This window comes from Nitrosospira sp. CT (genome assembly GCF_059489795.1).
The window spans coordinates 1-16,257 of the sequence record NZ_JCAHZJ010000057.1 but is presented as its reverse complement, the minus strand read 5'-3'; the positions used below and the strand labels follow the sequence as shown (position 1 = coordinate 16,257).

The 16,257-nt window shown below is 49.8% G+C and carries 15 protein-coding genes and 1 pseudogene; 2 read left to right on the top strand and 14 right to left on the bottom strand.

Going from position 1 to position 16,257, the window contains the following annotated elements; translation table 11 throughout:
• Window positions 1-14: 14 nt before the first annotated feature.
• The 3 genes from AC52W5_RS09255 to AC52W5_RS09245 all read right to left on the bottom strand — a co-directional run bounded on the left by AC52W5_RS09255 (window position 15) and on the right by AC52W5_RS09245 (window position 3,809).
• Window positions 15-827 carry an OBAP family protein gene (locus tag AC52W5_RS09255; protein ID WP_495670786.1) on the bottom strand — a complete coding sequence of 271 codons (813 nt, stop codon included), beginning with the start codon at window positions 825-827 and terminating at the stop codon, window positions 15-17.
• Window positions 828-1,062: 235 nt separating this feature from the next.
• The gene (locus AC52W5_RS09250; RefSeq protein ID WP_495670785.1) at window positions 1,063-3,267 is read right to left on the bottom strand and encodes a TonB-dependent receptor family protein; all 2,205 of its coding nucleotides are present in this window, start codon (window positions 3,265-3,267) and stop codon (window positions 1,063-1,065) included.
• A gap of 110 nt (window positions 3,268-3,377) precedes the next feature.
• Window positions 3,378-3,809: a hypothetical protein gene (locus AC52W5_RS09245; RefSeq protein WP_495670784.1), complete on the bottom strand. Its 432-nt coding sequence runs from the start codon at window positions 3,807-3,809 to the stop codon at window positions 3,378-3,380.
• Window positions 3,810-4,027: 218 nt separating this feature from the next.
• Between AC52W5_RS09245 and AC52W5_RS09240 the strand changes: the two genes are divergently transcribed.
• Both AC52W5_RS09240 and AC52W5_RS09235 read left to right on the top strand, forming a co-directional pair.
• Window positions 4,028-5,275: an O-antigen ligase family protein gene (locus AC52W5_RS09240; protein WP_495670783.1), complete on the top strand. Its 1,248-nt coding sequence runs from the start codon at window positions 4,028-4,030 to the stop codon at window positions 5,273-5,275.
• 61 nt (window positions 5,276-5,336) lie between these two features.
• On the top strand, window positions 5,337-6,296 hold the full coding sequence (locus AC52W5_RS09235; RefSeq protein ID WP_495670782.1) for a glycosyltransferase family 2 protein: 960 nt from the start codon (window positions 5,337-5,339) through the stop codon (window positions 6,294-6,296).
• A gap of 91 nt (window positions 6,297-6,387) precedes the next feature.
• On the opposite strand, the gene AC52W5_RS09230 is transcribed toward AC52W5_RS09235, so the two are convergent.
• The 11 genes and pseudogenes from AC52W5_RS09230 to AC52W5_RS09180 form a co-directional block, all read right to left on the bottom strand.
• Window positions 6,388-7,962 (bottom strand): hypothetical protein, encoded by a 1,575-nt coding sequence (locus AC52W5_RS09230; RefSeq protein WP_495670781.1) that lies wholly within the window; start codon window positions 7,960-7,962, stop codon window positions 6,388-6,390.
• A gap of 66 nt (window positions 7,963-8,028) precedes the next feature.
• Window positions 8,029-8,775 (bottom strand): hypothetical protein, encoded by a 747-nt coding sequence (locus tag AC52W5_RS09225; protein ID WP_495670780.1) that lies wholly within the window; start codon window positions 8,773-8,775, stop codon window positions 8,029-8,031.
• Window positions 8,765-9,889: a hypothetical protein gene (locus tag AC52W5_RS09220; protein ID WP_495670779.1), complete on the bottom strand. Its 1,125-nt coding sequence runs from the start codon at window positions 9,887-9,889 to the stop codon at window positions 8,765-8,767. Before AC52W5_RS09220 ends, AC52W5_RS09225 begins: the two co-directional genes overlap by 11 nt.
• Window positions 9,882-10,496 carry a GNAT family N-acetyltransferase gene (locus AC52W5_RS09215; protein WP_495670778.1) on the bottom strand — a complete coding sequence of 205 codons (615 nt, stop codon included), beginning with the start codon at window positions 10,494-10,496 and terminating at the stop codon, window positions 9,882-9,884. Before AC52W5_RS09215 ends, AC52W5_RS09220 begins: the two co-directional genes overlap by 8 nt.
• Window positions 10,493-12,013, bottom strand: a complete 1,521-nt coding sequence (locus AC52W5_RS09210) for a hypothetical protein (protein WP_495670777.1) — start codon at window positions 12,011-12,013, stop codon at window positions 10,493-10,495. Before AC52W5_RS09210 ends, AC52W5_RS09215 begins: the two co-directional genes overlap by 4 nt.
• 14 nt (window positions 12,014-12,027) lie before the next feature.
• The gene (locus AC52W5_RS09205) at window positions 12,028-12,465 is read right to left on the bottom strand and encodes a hypothetical protein (RefSeq protein WP_107762705.1); all 438 of its coding nucleotides are present in this window, start codon (window positions 12,463-12,465) and stop codon (window positions 12,028-12,030) included.
• Between the two features lie 33 nt (window positions 12,466-12,498).
• Window positions 12,499-12,882, bottom strand: coding sequence for a hypothetical protein (locus AC52W5_RS09200; protein WP_074975185.1), 384 nt, complete (start codon window positions 12,880-12,882; stop codon window positions 12,499-12,501).
• Between the two features lie 159 nt (window positions 12,883-13,041).
• Window positions 13,042-15,078, bottom strand: a complete 2,037-nt coding sequence (locus AC52W5_RS09195) for a hypothetical protein (RefSeq protein ID WP_495670776.1) — start codon at window positions 15,076-15,078, stop codon at window positions 13,042-13,044.
• The gene (locus AC52W5_RS09190) at window positions 15,078-15,215 is read right to left on the bottom strand and encodes a hypothetical protein (RefSeq protein ID WP_495670775.1); all 138 of its coding nucleotides are present in this window, start codon (window positions 15,213-15,215) and stop codon (window positions 15,078-15,080) included. The genes AC52W5_RS09195 and AC52W5_RS09190 overlap by 1 nt, the downstream gene beginning before the upstream one ends.
• 409 nt (window positions 15,216-15,624) lie before the next feature.
• Window positions 15,625-15,993 (bottom strand): NUMOD3 domain-containing DNA-binding protein, encoded by a 369-nt coding sequence (locus AC52W5_RS09185; protein ID WP_495670877.1) that lies wholly within the window; start codon window positions 15,991-15,993, stop codon window positions 15,625-15,627.
• An 18-nt stretch (window positions 15,994-16,011) separates the two neighbouring features.
• Window positions 16,012-16,131: pseudogene (locus AC52W5_RS09180) on the bottom strand (HNH endonuclease signature motif containing protein); the annotation flags it as partial.
• Between the last annotated feature and the right edge of the window lie 126 nt (window positions 16,132-16,257).

Sequence of the window (16,257 nt, the reverse complement as noted above, 5' to 3'; positions counted from 1 at the left end):
GAAAGGAATACTGCCTATTGATTTTTTTCTTGAGCTTTGTTGTCGATTACACCGGGTATATCCTTCGTCGGCCGAGCAAACCGGCCTTTAAGATCATCAACGCCCGCCTGCGGTTTGGCAAGTTGTTTTAAATCTGCACGCTGTCTGCGCTTTTCCCCGCTGTCTATTTTCATATTCTTGTCTCGCTTTTCGACCAATCCAGGCGCTGCTTCTCCTTCATGATTAAAAGACCAACCCAGCATCGGCTGACCGAGGGGTAGCGCATCCCCGAGCTTACCTTCGTAGCCCGTGTTCCAGACGTGCCAGGTCTTGCCATAGCTATTCATCTTGCCTTTCATCAACTCTTTTTCCGCAATGCCGGGGATGTTGGGAGCTACAAGCTGCGCGGAAAGAATTTCGCCGTTATGCGGATGCCAGTACTTTTTTTCCCCTTCGGGTAGCGTGTTGAAAAGCTTTTCCGAGATAATGAATTCAATGCCGTTCAGATTTGCATCCTCCGTGTTGCCATCGAATAACGCGCACTGCGCAAAATCCTCGTTTACCTGCTGGCAATAGTGATGAGCCTCCATCTGATCTTCCGGGGAATCCTTCATTGGATGGAAACCGACCAGATAGATGTCGAATGATTTCAAGGGAGAACCGCTCTGCAACAGCCTTGCGCCTGCTTCCAGAATTTTCGTTTTGAGCGTTTTTGCCTCACCTCCTGGGTTGGCATGGGGTCCCGAGGACTCCTGGGCGAACACCTCTTGCACAGGGTTAAGCAGCCCGGTGCTTGCCAGTAAAGCAAAACCCGAAATAATTAAAAAATGCCCGCTCAATCTCTTCATACCGTCCCTTTCGAATGGAATATATCCATTTAAGAATATTGCATATTTCCTCACACTCGTCCGTACGGTGGCACACAGCAATGAGCTATAGCAATATGCTAAAAATGCTAATGAATATACTTCTCCAAGGATCCCTCAAGGAAATAACGTAGAAATAGCGGTTATTCGCTTCCCACCATAATGCCTGCTGAATAGAACAATTCATTCTCCTGCACCGCCTCTTCCTCCGTCTATCCTAGAACACATAACTTGTATTCAAGCCCACTATTACGTTCCGCCCCGGCGATGGTTCGTAAAAACGCCCGTTGCCTTCATTCACAATTACCGCACCGACATATTTTGCGCCACTTACATTGTCTATTCGGATGAATTCGCTGAGTTTCAAACGGCCCAACTGATGTGAATAGGCGAAGCGGATGTTTGCCATGGCGTACTGTTTTGCAGCTTCCGTATTGGTATCGTTGGCGTAAACCCTATCACGATAGATTGCCTCGATCATTGCCGAAAATCCTGGCAGGCCGCGCCGCCAGGCCAACTCGGCATAGACGGTATTGCGCGGTATACCGGGAACGAAGTTGCCGTCCGCTACAGTTACGAAAGGAATGCCAGCTCGTGGCTGATAGGTATAGGAATCGCGAAACCTGGCATCAAGAAAGGTATAAGACAAATATGCAGAAAGATCCGCACCGAAGCGGTGGACCCCGGCAAGCTCTATGCCTCGCCTCCTGGTATCGCTCGCATTCTGAAAAGTAGCTCTACCCCCAATATTGGTTGCCGGCAGAATCTCATTGGTAACCACACTCTCAAAGAGCGCGAGATTGATGCGTGTATTATCCGTAGCCAGCCACTTGACCCCCGCCTCGATATTGCGACTCACGCTGGGCCGAAGAGAGAAATTGAGGCCGGAGGCACCATCCGGCCGATAGGCAAGCTCTGTAAAGGTGGGTGTCTCGAACCCCCATCCGCCGCTGGCGTACAGGTTGAGCGTCGGTGTCGCCTTGTATAACAAACCCAGCACCGGATTCACGTTACGAAAAGCCAAGCTGCCGCTATCATTGCCATTGCCGGGGCGGACAAAAAAATCCTCAGACTTGAATTTCACATCAGTGTAACGCACCGCGGCCGAAAGCGCCCATGACTGCGTAAAATGCCATTCCGCCTGGCCGTATTGACTAAGACTGCTGACCGTATTATTTTCATTACGGCGCAAATCTCCACGCACGCCAAGGATCGCGCCAGAGAAATTCTCGAACCCCTTGCGGCGCTCCTTGAAAATTTCGTACTCGATACCTGCGGTCAACGTGAACGGACGTTCTCCCGTGCTCCGATAAGTCCATCGCAAGCCTGCTCCCCCGAATTGCCGATCAAGATCGACCACACCGCCCGAACTGGTTGCAGGAATCTGCGCGCCACGTGGCACAGCAAGAAACTGCTCTATCTGCCGGGTTCCTGCATAACCAATCAGCTTGATCTTGTTCGAAGCAGAGAATCTGTGTTCATAAACCGCACCGCCCTGAGTATTGTCGATGCTCTTGCGGGTGTTGAAGGTGTGAGCGCTGATATCCGCCTGGCGGGGATTCTCGATAACCTGAGCATGCGTGAGCCCGAGCGGATCCTTCGTGCTGCTCTGATACAGTTCATTGGCTACGAGAGTGAGTGTCGCGTCGTGGTCAAACCTGTACGTAGCCTTTGCGCTGGCCTGGTAACGCGTTGCCCCACTGTGGTCGCGGTAGCCGCTTGTCTGAAAGCGGGAAAGATCGACCACATAGTTGAATGGACCAGCTGTAACATCCGTTCCACCCAATGTACCTCCCAGCTTGATCTCGCCGCGAGAGGTGCCATAGCTTCCACCGAGAAGGGTTCCGGATAACGTGGTTTCGTTTGGGCCATCCTCTGTAAATGCCTGTATTACCCCACCTGAGGCATTGCCGTAGATGGCAGAGAAAGGGCCCCGCAATACCTCGATGCGTTTAGTTGAACCGAGGTTGATATTCGCCGCCTGGCCTTGACCATCCGGCATGGTGGCAGGAATATCATCGACGAATATGCGTATGCCACGAATGCCGAAAGTGGAGCGCGCGCCAAAGCCACGGCTGGATACTTGCAGATCCTGTGCGTAATTCTGACGATTCTGAATGACGAGACCTGGAACGCGAGAGAGAGCCTCAGAAAGATTAACCCGGGGCTGAGCCTCCTGAATAACCTTTGTCTCCACTACATCGATAGACATCGGCAAGGAGAAACTCGATTGTTCAGTGCGGGTGCCGGTAATAACGACTGGATTGAGAACTGGCAAAGACTTCCCTGATGATTCGACTGGCTGTGCCTCGGCCGCGGTATTAGTCGGAGTCTTGGATTGTATAGAAGGCGAATCCGACGCAAGCACGAGATTAGGCAAGCCAGTCCCGATAGCAACGAGCGTAAGGTTCAGGATTTTCAACGGTTTTTGCTTTCCGTCGGGACATCGGGCAATTGAAGAAGCAGCGAGAGGCTGACTGAGCTTCTCCTGCTAATCAACAAATCCAGATCAAACGGGAATCATCCTTATTTTTAATAGCCCGGCTGACCACCCATGCCACCCCCAGGAGGGGGAACTAAAGAGGGAAAAGAAGAATCTGACGATGAACGGGAGGAAGTCTGTTCCACCTTCTGCTTTCCCGCCGCTGCTTCTTTATTAACTTTTTCTACCGCCTCATTTATACGGGACTGCTCGGAAGTGGCTGACCTGTTGATGGCGGCGTTATCGGCATTAGCCTCCTTGATCATACAGTCATGGTAAGTCTGTATCTGTTTCTGCCATTCATTGATCTTCCCCACACTCCGGTTGAAGGTATCAACACTGCTTGAATCCACCACTGGCGTTTCAGGCATCGCGCCGCAGCCGCTGGCGGACCAGGCACCTTTTTCGAAGGTCCCCGCGTTTGCGGCAAACGCGGTAATGAGTAGTGCAACTGATACTGAAATATAAATGACTCGACTCATATAGCGCCTCCCGTGATTGACAGAATGTGATTGTACCGGCTCAGCCATAATTCCTTCTTTCGCCCGAACGGATCGGAAAGGTTGCGGCAAGTCAGAGAATGTGTAAAGCGAGCAACTTATATTCCTGCTGATATCGCTGCAGTCAGTTGACAATTGAAGAACATACGCCAGCATCTTATAGGCTAATATAGCCAGTTTGCAAACGGTAAGTACGAGTCGTGTCAACATCCGCCCATCCCCTCAGCCTTATGCAATCCACTGCAAATGCCTGGCGCGATGTGCTGGCAAAGTCCGTGCTATTCTTTTTTGGCATAGCGCTCTGGTACAAAGGGTTGAGCTTTTATGCCTATTATCTGCTGCCGCTCGCCTGGGTGATAGATGGAGGACTGGGCCGCTTTGGAAAAACAGCCAGGGAACCTCTGGTAATGGGCATGCTTCTGTTATGCTTTGTCCTCGCCCTTGGCATACTTTGGAGCGATCGCCCTGATCTTGGCTTCAAGGTCTGGCGAAGATACTTTGCCTTTCTCGTTTTTATCCCCTATCTGGGTCTTTTAAATAAAGAACGTCTGCTTTGGGCAATCAGTGGAGCGCTTGTGGGTTATTTTGGTGCACTGTTTATCGGTTTATATCAGTGGATGGTGATGGGTGTACAAGGTATCCCGGCTTTGGGGATGCCTTACACTAGTTTTTCTTCAATACTGGGAATTGGAGTATTACTGACTCTCTATATTATAAAAACAAGCAGAAATAATGGAGTCCGACTATTTTTGTGGTTTCTCTCTGCCTTTCTATTGTTCATTCAGTTTAATCAAGACGCTAGGGGAGCACTTTTAGCAACGCTTTTTTCATCGTTGCTTCTGCTGTTTTTGCTGTATAAGACAAAGACTAAAACCCTTCTGATCGTGATAGCGCTGATGATCACAGTAATCACATTGTTCGCTTCTAATAGTACGAGTTTTCAAGAAAGATTAATGCGAGCGAAGAGTGATATTCAATTATCCTGGGCAGGAAAATATACGACCAGCTTGGGGTATCGCTTGGCTATGTGGGATGTCGGCCTCCATGGGATAGCCGAACATCCCTTTGCCGGTCACGGCACGGGAACGGCAGCAAGGTATTTCGAGAAAACTGTTGAGACGTATAAAGGAGGTATTTACCGGGATTTGCCAGAATTTCAAGATACTTATCATTATCACAACGATTGGATTGAAATTGGAATGCAGTTAGGATTGCTTGGGGTAGTGACTTATGCTTTCTTTTTATGGAGTTGGTTTCAAACGCTAAAGAGACGTCAACTGGTAGTTCTTGCAGCGGCTTTACTTTGTTTTATTTTTCTGTCCGGCTTAACAGACACTCTGGTTTTTTTTCGACAAACTTTTTACCTGCTTCTTGTAATCACCGCTATTGGTATTACCTGTCACAAAACATCGGAGCGGCTGTACTCTACAAAATATATTACCCCTTGAGTGATACTGGCAGTTATGGGGGTGGATGATGCGATACTAACCCGGGATAAATTTCAAGGGAATGAAAGGACCGTCGCTACTGTCTGTCGCGTTAACAAGCTTTAACGGAGAACACTATATTGCTGAGCAACTGGAAAGTATAGCTCAGCAGCGTAGACTACCTGATGAACTCGTCATTTCGGATGATGCCTCCACTGATAGCACCACCGATATCGTATTGAAATTTGCACGTCACGCACCATTCCCCGTGCGACTCCTCCAGAATCCTGAACGTCTTGGTTCCACACGTAACTTTCAAGCAGCTATAGGCGCCTGTAATGATGGCATTATATTTTTATGTGATCAGGACGATGTTTGGTATCCAAATAAGATTGCACTTATTGAAGCGGGTTTTATCGATAATCCTGACGCAGGTGCCGTTTTTACCGATGCAGATGTAGTTGACGAAAACTTAAATCCATCTGGACTACGTCTTTGGGAAGCTTTTAAATTCAATTCAAAAGAACAGGCACAAGTTAATGATTGCGATGCACTGGAAGTTCTGTTCAAGCATCCGGTAGTAACAGGTGCGACAATGGCCTTTCGTTCCATTTATCGGGACCTTATTCTGCCTTTACCCGATACATGGCACGATGCCTGGATTGCTCTACTTATTGGAGCAACTTCATGCCTTGTGGCATTGCCAACACCGTTGATCGCCTACCGGCAGCATAACTCTAACCAACTCGGAATTCCGCGTAGAGGTAGAAATCGCAGCAAGACTTGCGCAGAAATATATGGACCACAAGTTCTCCGCTATGAATTAACCCGAGTGCGTCTCCTCACGCACATGAAGCGCTTTCCAGTCGCTAAGCAGAAACTAGAAAAGATTGAGGAATTGCTTATTTTTTTGCGAAACCGCGCCGCTTTACCTCAAAGTCCCTGGCAGAGATTACCCATAGCTCTAAGTGAACTTGCTGCCTTCCGTTATCATCGATACGCATTCGGGGCCGTCAGTTTTTGGAAAGATTTGTTACGCTAACTCTACCCTGAAGAAGCCCCAGCAATGTCAAAACGGGACTAAACACTTAGGGAATTTGGGAGTTTTTAAGGCGTACCCCCAGCAGCAACACTTAGCGGGATCCAAAATGCTTTGATTGGGTTGTCTTCTTGACCGTATATATTTGATAGGTAGGGTTTGGCGAATCGGGCAGCATCTCGAAGTTATCCAAGATGTATCTATGAATTAGGGCATGTGTATTGTGGAAGCGTAACTCCTCCCGTCCATCAAGGGGGAAATCGAATATCAGGATAAAACCCGGGTTTGCCACCTTGATCCGTTCAATTTCTAGCTGTTGAAAGCTTTCACTTCGCGAGAACAAGGCGTATATCTCCCACATAGGAGACTTTCTTTCGAACAGCGGATAAGCCCCCGGCCAGAAAGGAGTTGTGATGAAACTTTGACCATCGGGTGCATATTTAGCAGCCAGCTTCTTTAATAGAGCGATCTCACTTGCTGTGCGAGCATCAACGCTCACTTCGGTGTCGGAAATTACGATGTTCACACATTGTTTGCTAGCCCGGCATTGCCAAGCGGGATGAAAATGCACCATCACTAACAAACTTGAACCACATAACACAAGTGCCAGCGGCCATTTGATCTTCGCTGGTTTTGTGGCCAGTAGCACCAGGCAACCGATTAATAGAGGAAAAATGCTTTTAGCAAGGTGACTTACATCGGCTCTGGAATAAGCATAATGTGCATAGGGCAGTGCCAAGAACGCAGCTGCAACCAACGCCGATGGAACAGCTCTCTTGTGAAACTTCTGCTGAGTAACCCATATGGTAGCAAGTATGCCAAAAACGACTATAGCAATGAAAAACAAACCAACCAGCACCCCACGAATCGTCTTGCCCACAGATATGGAATCAAAATCCAAACGCCAAGGCCAAGGAACTGGTAGAGTAAGATTAGTTGCTTTAATTTCAAGGAAAAAGAGCAAACTTTCCCAGAAGGCGGAAGCAAAGCCTGGTACCAGCAATACCATGAGAAGTATCGGGACATAACCAATTGCTACCCCTATTGCCCACAGCATAGCTCGCTTGATAAATTCAGGCTTATCCGCTTGCCTGATGGTCAGCCATATCATAACCCCAAGGCTGCCCAAGACACCATACACACCATGGTTACGGCCAAAAACAGCTACCAAACCTACACATAGACCGGTGAAAAAGTAACGTCTCCTTGTAGGGTTCTGCACGAGGAAGGCCAATACTCCGATCAGCAGAATAGATAAGGAAATATCAAATAATTTGTGGCGTGGATACATCCAGGCCACCAATGTGATGGTTGAAAGAAGTAAATAAGGAAAATTTGGCGTTCTTGCATTTCGAGCAATTAACAGTAGAGCGACGAATAATCCCATCACCTGAAAAATTGCCACGCTGCCCCTTAAGGCCACTATGCCATTGTCTCCCCACAGCCTCATAAGTGTAGCGGACCAGTAGTAACGGCCGGGGTCGTAGGACATGAAATCGCGTATGGGTACCTCACCTAGCATCACACGTTGAACCCCATACCAAAGAAAACCTTCATCCCATAGTGAGAATCCTTTATGCCCCTGCCATAGAAAAAGTGCGAACACGACAAGGCTGGAAAAAACCAGTATTTGAAAAACTGAAAGCTTATTTTCTTGGGGCTGATGCATTTGGGATTATTGTAGTGATGATGTTCAGACGAGAGTATGCAGACTGTAATTCCAACCCATAGACTTTTATCGGGATCGCTGTTGAGTTGTTGGAGGAAGTATTGACGAAGGAAAAAACCTTCTCGCAAATTCCTTCAGATCGATTTCCGTCTCGCCGCCATCCATGAATCGGAATCTCCACACGTTCTGTTGCTCGTCTGAGTCCAGTCGCAAAGGATCATCTGCAAGCGCCAATCCGCCTTTTTCAAGGATTTCCCTGGCTTTACTCGCGTTCCCTGTTAACAGGGAGTTCAGGGCATCAGGAATTCCCCTTTTCTTCGCTGCATAAGCTTTGTTCATCCAGGGCGCCATTTCTTCCAGAAGGCCATATTTCTTGTAAATGTTCGCCATGCGCGTCAGTTCATCCGCATCTTCAAGCAGGTTGCCAGTCAACATGCGCTTGGCGATCATTTCATCCGATGGAATTTGTATTGCGGGTTTGCTCAGACTGGAAAGTCCCCCAACACCAGTTTCTACGACAGCAGGTACCTTCGCCACTTCCGCACCCAGGCCGGGCACCGCGTAACCAGGAGTAGATGGCTTCTGCCTATCCTGCTGCCATGGAATCGCTATCTCATCGTTGGCGGCACGAAGCCGCTCACGTTTTTCCCAGTTAAAATCTGCCTTGTCGATCCTCGCCTGATGCAACTCCGCCTCGCGCTCCTCCACCTTTTTCAGCCGGTTGGCATCCTGCTGCCGCAGCTTCATATCCTGCCCTGTGCGCACACCTTGTGCAAGGCCGCCAGCAAATGCACCCAAACTTTCAAGCATCATCTCCCTCCCTGCTGTGTTTATTCACTGTCGCCTTGCGCTTCATCAACTCTGATGCACCATTGAGCCGGTGAATGAAATCCTCTCCTACCAGTTCCACCGCTTTCCTGTTGAGCACCGCTTCGCCGTTGGATAACCGGATGGGTTGCATACCCTCAATCGAAGCTGGAATGGAGTCGCTGGTGCCGGTACCGGGGCCTTGTACTATGCCACCATCCGCATAGCCTTCGCGCTTCAATGTGGATAAACCATAGGCATTATAGTTCCTGATAACACCGCCTGTTCGCAACCCGGGTGTCCTCATGAGGTAAGCTCCGCCCACAGTGCCAATCAGATTGCCTAATCCGCCGAGTCCTCCCACTTTATTCTGCTGCTGTTGCTGCCATGCATTCAATTGGCCCTGATACTGGTTCAGCATCAGGTTGCCGCCAGAGTTGTTCGCGCCGAGAGCGCCGTCATACCAGTGTTGCGCTGCATTCATGCCATTGGTATGCAAGCCGGCTTTCGTTGCCAGATTGTCAGTGGCGGCGTTACCTGCATTGAGCGCTGCCGCATCGGTAGCTATTCCCATAGTGGGCATATTACGTCCAAATTGGGCCATGCCTTGTCGCATGGCCATGCCCTGTAATTCCGCCTCGCGTCGGGCCTTATTCATTGCTCCCGCTGTGTCTTTGGCAAGCCCAAGGCTGATCTCGTGGGCCAGGCCTTGAAACTTGCCTGAATTGGGATTGACCCCCATACGTGCCATTGCTCGCTGGCTCGAATCCAAGGCGCTCTCATAATTTTTTGTGATATCCGCTCCCGCCTCGGCCGCCATCCGCTCTTTACGTTCGGTTGAGTCGAATTCGCTGGCCTCTCTTACCATGCGCTCTTCTACCGGCGCAAACAGGTTGCGGTAGGCTTGCCATTGCGATTCGGCCCTCGCTGCATTGGCTTCGCTTGCCGCAATCTGCTGATCAACAATTTTCTGGATCAGCGGGTCCTGCACTCTGGCTCTCTCCTTCTCCCATTCAAACTGCTGTTTTGCTACATCCAGTTGTTGCTGGGCGATACCAGCCTGTTGTTTTGCCGCCTGCCCAATGAGCGGATCCGGTCTTGGTGGCTTCGAACTACACATTTTCAATCTCCAATATTTTGGTCAATCCATTTTCTACGTGCCTGTAGCCTAGCAATTGGAAAAATCGTGCGGCCTTATTAACTGTCTTTACGGTAATATTGATTTCTCGAACGCCAAGCAATTTCATGGCATTCTCGACATACCTTACAAAACGCTTGGCAATGGTGCCGCGTCGTGCCTCGGGCAAAAGATACAGCGTGTCTTCCGTGGCAATAAGTGTTTGCGTGTGAGCGCTCTTGTCCAGATACATGGCGCAATTGCCCAATAACTTCCCTTCGCTCCTTACGGTAAAAAGAAGGTAGCGGCCTGCCCGCTCATACCGGATAAAAGTCTCGTAATCCGGCTGAAACGGTAGCCGATGCCTGTGTCCCTCGGTTTCATTCCAATGGGCGCGATGCAAATGCTTTATTTCTTCTGTAATGTTCTCGACACGCTCTACAGCAAATACCAGGTGGCCGTTATATCGAGGCTTGATCTGTGCAATATCTCTCAGCTGCGCAAGTGTCTCCATGCGGTTGGCGGCAACGCAGATATCAGCGGCCAGATCAGATGTCAGGGTCGAGCCTACATTTGCCTTGAGCAGCGAAATCAGTTCAATATTCATCATCCATCCATACGTGAAATAAGCTGTTCGAGAGAATCGCGAACAGAATTTATGTACGCATACAACGCCTCGCATTCAGCCTGGGTAGGAGGAGCTGAGAATGTAAGTGTGCGAAAGGCGGGAAGCGTTATTCGGTTTCCACGCCGCCCGGTCAGTATCTCAAGCATGATTTTCAGCCAGGGAGGTGTTCCAACCGGGATGCCGGGCTTCTTGATATGGATTGCTTCGGCAGGTTTGCTGAGAAGCGCGGATTCAATCACAACCCCATCACTTATCGCTTTGGCGCTTGCTTTATTGATCTGGCTGCAAAAGGTAGCGATAAGAAGGTGTATCTGGGTAACAATGCCCGTTGCACCAGCATTGGCTTGGGCGGAGGGCGTGCCACCAAGCGTGCCACTGCCAACGGATATGGGGAGGACGCTACCCGCATTAAACTGCGCCAGGCTGGCTTCAACCAGGGTGTGAATTTGCGTGATTGCCGCGCGTGGGAGGGGCTTCCCCTGTATCCACCCCTTTCCACCGAGTATATGCGCCTGACTTACTTTCCCCGAGCTCAATGTTCTGCCTGGCGCAATTACGGCACTCGCCAGGGCAATACTTCTGGTAATGCCAGCCGCGCTACCAAGGTTGGATTGAACGGGAGCAGCCGTCGCAAGGATTTGATTCTGTTCGACCTTGACTGTATTGACGCCACCTGCCTGTGTTGATCCCGCAACAGCAAGCGCGTGGTGTTGAGCAATTTCTACCGCGCTGCCGCTATTTACCTGTATTGCAGCTACACCGCTTAATCCAAGCCTTGTACCGCCGGGCCACAGCTTTCTTGCAGGCGCCTTGAATAGTTGCCATGGGTTCTCATGAAAGGCTCGTGATTCAGCCGCTCCCCAGACTGCATCAGAAAAACCGGCTATCAATATGGCGCCATCAAACTCCCATAGATTTCCACCTACGTACCGTCCAAGGTTGAAATTCTTGTTTCCCGGTCCCCACGCTTTTGGCGGATCTGTCCAGGTCAGCCCGGTTTCCTTCCCATCAAGAAAAACTTTACAGGTCGCTGCGGTACCCCCGGATACAAAAACAATACTGCGGTTTTTTGTGTTGAACCAGGAAGCAAGGGTGCCGGTACTTGGGCTGTTGGACCCAATAGCTACCTTTAGATCAGGATAAATCTGGTATCCGCAAACGTTGGGAGAAGAAACTCCGAAGGAAACGTGGCCATATGTATCAGGGCGACCTACAATCGGACACCACATAAAGAAGGTGCCGACATTGCCTGTCAGCTCCGGGTAGCCGGTATAGGCGTAATAGTCGTCGATGCCATCGAACGAAAATACCTTGCCATTTTGTGCCGGAACAATTGCCGCATCGCCGCCTGCTGTCCAGATTCGCCCGGTAACCAGATCGACCGGCCCAACGGCGGGATTCCACAATATTCGTATCCCTTTGGCAAGGCCGGCATAATCAATGGGCGCAGCGTGCTGAGGTTGCCTTACAAACCTGTTTCGCAGGATGATCGAGGACATGTCAGCGAATCAGGTCAAGTGGAAAGGCCAGTAATATCTGCCCTGTAAACGCTCCCTGAACTGAGCGCTACACCCATCTCATTTTTTACGACCAGCTTCAGGTAACGGCTGACAGGCAGCCCTTGCAGGCTGAAAAATTTTCGGTGCACGTTTGTGTCATTGCACGCCAATGTGCCGATCCAATGCAGGTCAGCCTCATTGGTGGCGTCGGTTCCGCTTTCCGGTCCACTCCCAAAATTCACATTATCGAGCGATAGTTTTGCGAATAATATGAGTTGGCGGCTACCGGTTGGAGTTCCGTTAGGATCGCATTCAACCTCTAAAGTAACGTCCAGCGGAATGGCAGATCCGAGATCAATGGCTGACGAAGTTATGTAGGCGCCGCTTGCCAGCGTTCCCAGACTGAGCACGGACGCGCTGCGCGCACCCTGCGCTTGGGTAAATGTTGCCATAATTTAATTTCCGGAATATCGCCAGTTGGCTGGTTAGGTGGGCTGGGAACTCGTGTAAGTCAGGCTCGGGAAATTGACCGTATTGCCGCTCGTTACCACCTGGTCGGTGGTTTCATCAGTCACCAGCAAAACTTTGCTCGCGTTGTCCGTGAAGGCAATATGAAGATCGGGAGCGGCGCCAGAATTGGCTGAGGCTGTTCCACTGCGGGCCGCGACAGTCAGAATGCGAGCTGCGCCGTCAGCGCCTGACAGTGCATAGTCTCCGGGTGCCATTGCAACCGCACAAATTGCATTAGCATTAACGGTTGCATAGCTGTCAGCAAAGGAATATGCCTTCAACAGCAGCATGCGGCTCGCATTGTTCTTTATCGAATTCAATCCACCATCCAGAACGTCGGAATGAACGTATTTCGCCATACAAAATTCCTTTTTAAAGTAAAAAAGCCGCCCGAATAGGAGGGGCTCACGTTTGAGTGACAAAAACCAGGAAGAAGAAAGCTGCTTGAAATACCTTGAGCGGTTCGAGAGATCTAACCGAGAGTGCCAATCCGGCCGTTCAATTGAGGCTTATGGCAGTTATGCCTGCTTCAATCCATCCATTGTTTCAGCCAGGACGACGCTGTTTACTTTCACATTGCCGGATAATACAAACTCGACGTTATCAGCCTTATAGCCGCTGGGAAGCCGAAACGCCCTGTTATTCTTGACCTGTTTGGTAAATTTCGGCAGGCCATTGGCCCATAATTGAAATTGCAGGGAATCCATGGATAAGAGAGGAATATCCTGTGTCGCATCGCCCCCAATCTCGTATTCACCAAGGCATGTATCTGCCAGTCCGTCGTTCATGGAATAAGAACTGATCAGTGTCTGGTTGGCAGCGATAGTCTCGTTATAGGAGGATTGTGCCGCTGCTCTTTCTTCTTCCGTCATTTCAAAATCGGCATCAATCTTCCCTGCACCATAATTAACTGGTGGCGCAGTAACGAACCGTTTACTTTTCCATTCATAGAAAAGCTTGGTTCCCGTATCCCCTTCCCATTCGTAGATTTTCTTGTTTGTGGCAATGTAAAGCTTGCCAGTTATGGGATCTGTCCAGATGCAACTGATGTTCTGGTTGATTTTTGAAAAGGATGCGTTCTCCGCCTTATCGATCACAAACATGAGGGAGCTATCTCCAGCCGAATAGCCGCAGTAGTAGCGGTTATCGGCAGAGGTAGCGATAAAGGTGTCAGGATTCAGTTCGGACCATTCCTTCTGGGTAAACAGGTCTTTTGTGACAATATCGCTGCTTGCTCCGATCATTACCATCCCTTGCGGAGCGGGATATCCAACGCCAAATGCAAAATTCGCCACCCCTCGTTTCGACATGCAAGGCCACGCCACCCCCAATTTCTCCATTCCCCCGCCCATGGTCGCAGGCTCAACCCCGGTTATGGTGAAGGGGTTGCCCTTGGTCATCCCAACCAATGTTGTGCCCATCGCAGCGATAGCTACAATTTCCTGGTCGTATGTTTGCCGATACGAAGTGGGCCAGGCGTAAGGTTTGAACGGTTCTGAGAAAAGTACCTCATTACCCGTGAATCCTGCGGCAATTCCATTCGCAAGTACAACAATGCCTCTCATGTTTGCCGGGGGCATTTCCCAGCTTGTGGAGGGCAATATTTCTCCCGATGCAATAACCGTATCAGGAACAGTATCGCTGTAACTTTCTATAATCCCAGAAAGTGTTGCGACATAGCGATACTCGGTCCCCGACGAAGTGGTGAGCGTCCGATAGATGCGCTTGCTCATCCCCTCGATATTGTGTGGCGCTTGGCGCTTCCACCTCCCGCCCCCGGTATAGACCTGGTCTGTAGAGAGGGGTACGACCACTTTTTTCGTTATCGGGTCTACGCTTATCAGGGTAAATAGGCCGTTCAAATCGGTCATGCCTGATACTGATTCAAACCTGATTTCCTCATCCGCTCTTAAGCCGAAGACGGTATCAAGGCTGATTTCCGCCTGGCCGGCAACTGGAGAATTCTTGAAAACAGCAATAATTGCCCCGGAGTTGGGGGGTGCTGCGTCCAGATTTGAAATTATCCAGCTTGCGTCTATCTTTCCACTGGTCACTATCGAAGCGGGAGAAGGCCGCGACTCTTCTCCCCATTGCGTGACAAATGTGTAGACATAGGCGCGGGAAGTCACTGCTCCACTTCCACCTGACGTCATCACTAGTGGCTCGCTAACCGGGGGTGTAACCCCAAGTACATAGCAGGTGGACGGATAAGCATTGGCGCCCGCTGTTGCCATTTCAAAGTTGGAGGTGCGTGGTTCTCCGTCACCGGTGTAGTAGAACCGCTGCCGCGTATCCCCTGCAACAGGCGAACGTGCTACATCCACATCCTTGCTCCAGGCGAGCCACTTCTCGTTTCCATCCTTTTCCATCCTGAACATCGACCGAATTTCCCCATCTATCTGTGGAGAAAACATAAGTAGCGGGGCGTTTCGGGGCCGCAAATCGCCAGCGGCAAGGTTGCAATTGGTCGCTGTTTGCGCCTGGTTCGAGTTGAGCAAATGCTTTGCCAGCCGTGGCACAAGACCGGAGAAACCAGCAATGCGGAAAGCTGCCACTATTCTTTATCCCCAAACAAAGTTGCCATCCAGAGGATGAGCGTATCCAGCGCATAAGCAGCGAGCCCGACGATAATCGTTACGCCGACTAACCCGGTCAGAATGTCCGAGGTCAGATATTCCATAACCTGATTCATTTCTCGTATGTTTTATAAATTATTTCAGTCATTCAGCATAAATAGACGATAGGCAACAAAAAAGCCGCTATTGCGGCCTATGGTTATCCTTAACGCTTGTAAAATAATCGCTTAGAACGCCTTAGAATCGCTGAGTTTTTATGCAGATTGACGCTTTCCGTCTACCCAGATGGATGACGTGCCGTCATCTTTGAATACTTCCAGCTTCACTCCTGTGTATCCTAGGGAAGTGAGCATCTTTATCACTTTGCGGTATCCGGCAATCATTTTTAAATAAGCCATCCCCCGGAAACCATGCCTTTTATCTCGCAGCTAGTCGGCGAGTCAAGCACTGCCGGTATTCTGCTTCGCGCCGAATGGTCAATAAAAAACGCTCGCGAGAGAGCGTTGATCTGTGCAATCATTGTGATCATGATTCCAATTTATTCGCTTGCTGTATTCTTGCAAGCGCTGCTGCACGCATTTTTTCCTTTGTTTCTTCGGAATGCTTTTTGCCTTTCATGCTTCCTCCATTGGCATCCAAGTGTTTCCTGATTTTGGCGCGTTGCTCATCAGTCCAACTCTTCCCGTAATTTGGATTATTCTTACCGCGCATCTTTGAACACACGGCCTCTCGCCATTCGAGATCGGCCATTTTTTTTGCTCTTGCTGCTATAGAAGCCTCTATTTGCTCACGAGACGGCTTCCAACCGCTTGCCTTTCTTGTTTCTCCAATTCTATTTCTAACCTCACGCGGTATTGACCTATTCTTCCATGCTGCGCGCCCTTTTTGCGCCATATCAGCCGCGTTATCATTGTGCGTTCCGACAAACAAGTGAGAGGGGTTAACGCAGGATGGGTTGTCGCATGTGTGACAGACAAACATTCCGTCCGGGATAGGCCCCTTAAATAGTTGATATGAGAACCTATGCGTCAACTCAATTGACCCGCCCCCGAAATCAGTACCGGTCTAAAATGGAAAATTCCGGCTCCTGACCCGCCCCCGAAATCAGTACCGGTCTAAAATGGAAAATTCCGGCTCCTTTGGCCTGCCGGACAAGGT

Coding starts and splice junctions, on each gene's coding strand:
- AC52W5_RS09255 (WP_495670786.1), bottom strand. CDS start 827: ATGAAGAGATTGAGCGGGCATTTTTTAATTATTTCGGGTTTTGCTTTA.
- AC52W5_RS09245 (WP_495670784.1), bottom strand. CDS start 3,809: ATGAGTCGAGTCATTTATATTTCAGTATCAGTTGCACTACTCATTACC.
- AC52W5_RS09235 (WP_495670782.1), top strand. CDS start 5,337: ATGAAAGGACCGTCGCTACTGTCTGTCGCGTTAACAAGCTTTAACGGA.
- AC52W5_RS09230 (WP_495670781.1), bottom strand. CDS start 7,962: ATGCATCAGCCCCAAGAAAATAAGCTTTCAGTTTTTCAAATACTGGTT.
- AC52W5_RS09225 (WP_495670780.1), bottom strand. CDS start 8,775: ATGATGCTTGAAAGTTTGGGTGCATTTGCTGGCGGCCTTGCACAAGGT.
- AC52W5_RS09220 (WP_495670779.1), bottom strand. CDS start 9,889: ATGTGTAGTTCGAAGCCACCAAGACCGGATCCGCTCATTGGGCAGGCG.
- AC52W5_RS09215 (WP_495670778.1), bottom strand. CDS start 10,496: ATGATGAATATTGAACTGATTTCGCTGCTCAAGGCAAATGTAGGCTCG.
- AC52W5_RS09210 (WP_495670777.1), bottom strand. CDS start 12,013: ATGTCCTCGATCATCCTGCGAAACAGGTTTGTAAGGCAACCTCAGCAC.
- AC52W5_RS09205 (WP_107762705.1), bottom strand. CDS start 12,465: ATGGCAACATTTACCCAAGCGCAGGGTGCGCGCAGCGCGTCCGTGCTC.
- AC52W5_RS09200 (WP_074975185.1), bottom strand. CDS start 12,882: ATGGCGAAATACGTTCATTCCGACGTTCTGGATGGTGGATTGAATTCG.
- AC52W5_RS09190 (WP_495670775.1), bottom strand. CDS start 15,215: ATGAATCAGGTTATGGAATATCTGACCTCGGACATTCTGACCGGGTTA.
- AC52W5_RS09185 (WP_495670877.1), bottom strand. CDS start 15,993: ATGGCGCAAAAAGGGCGCGCAGCATGGAAGAATAGGTCAATACCGCGT.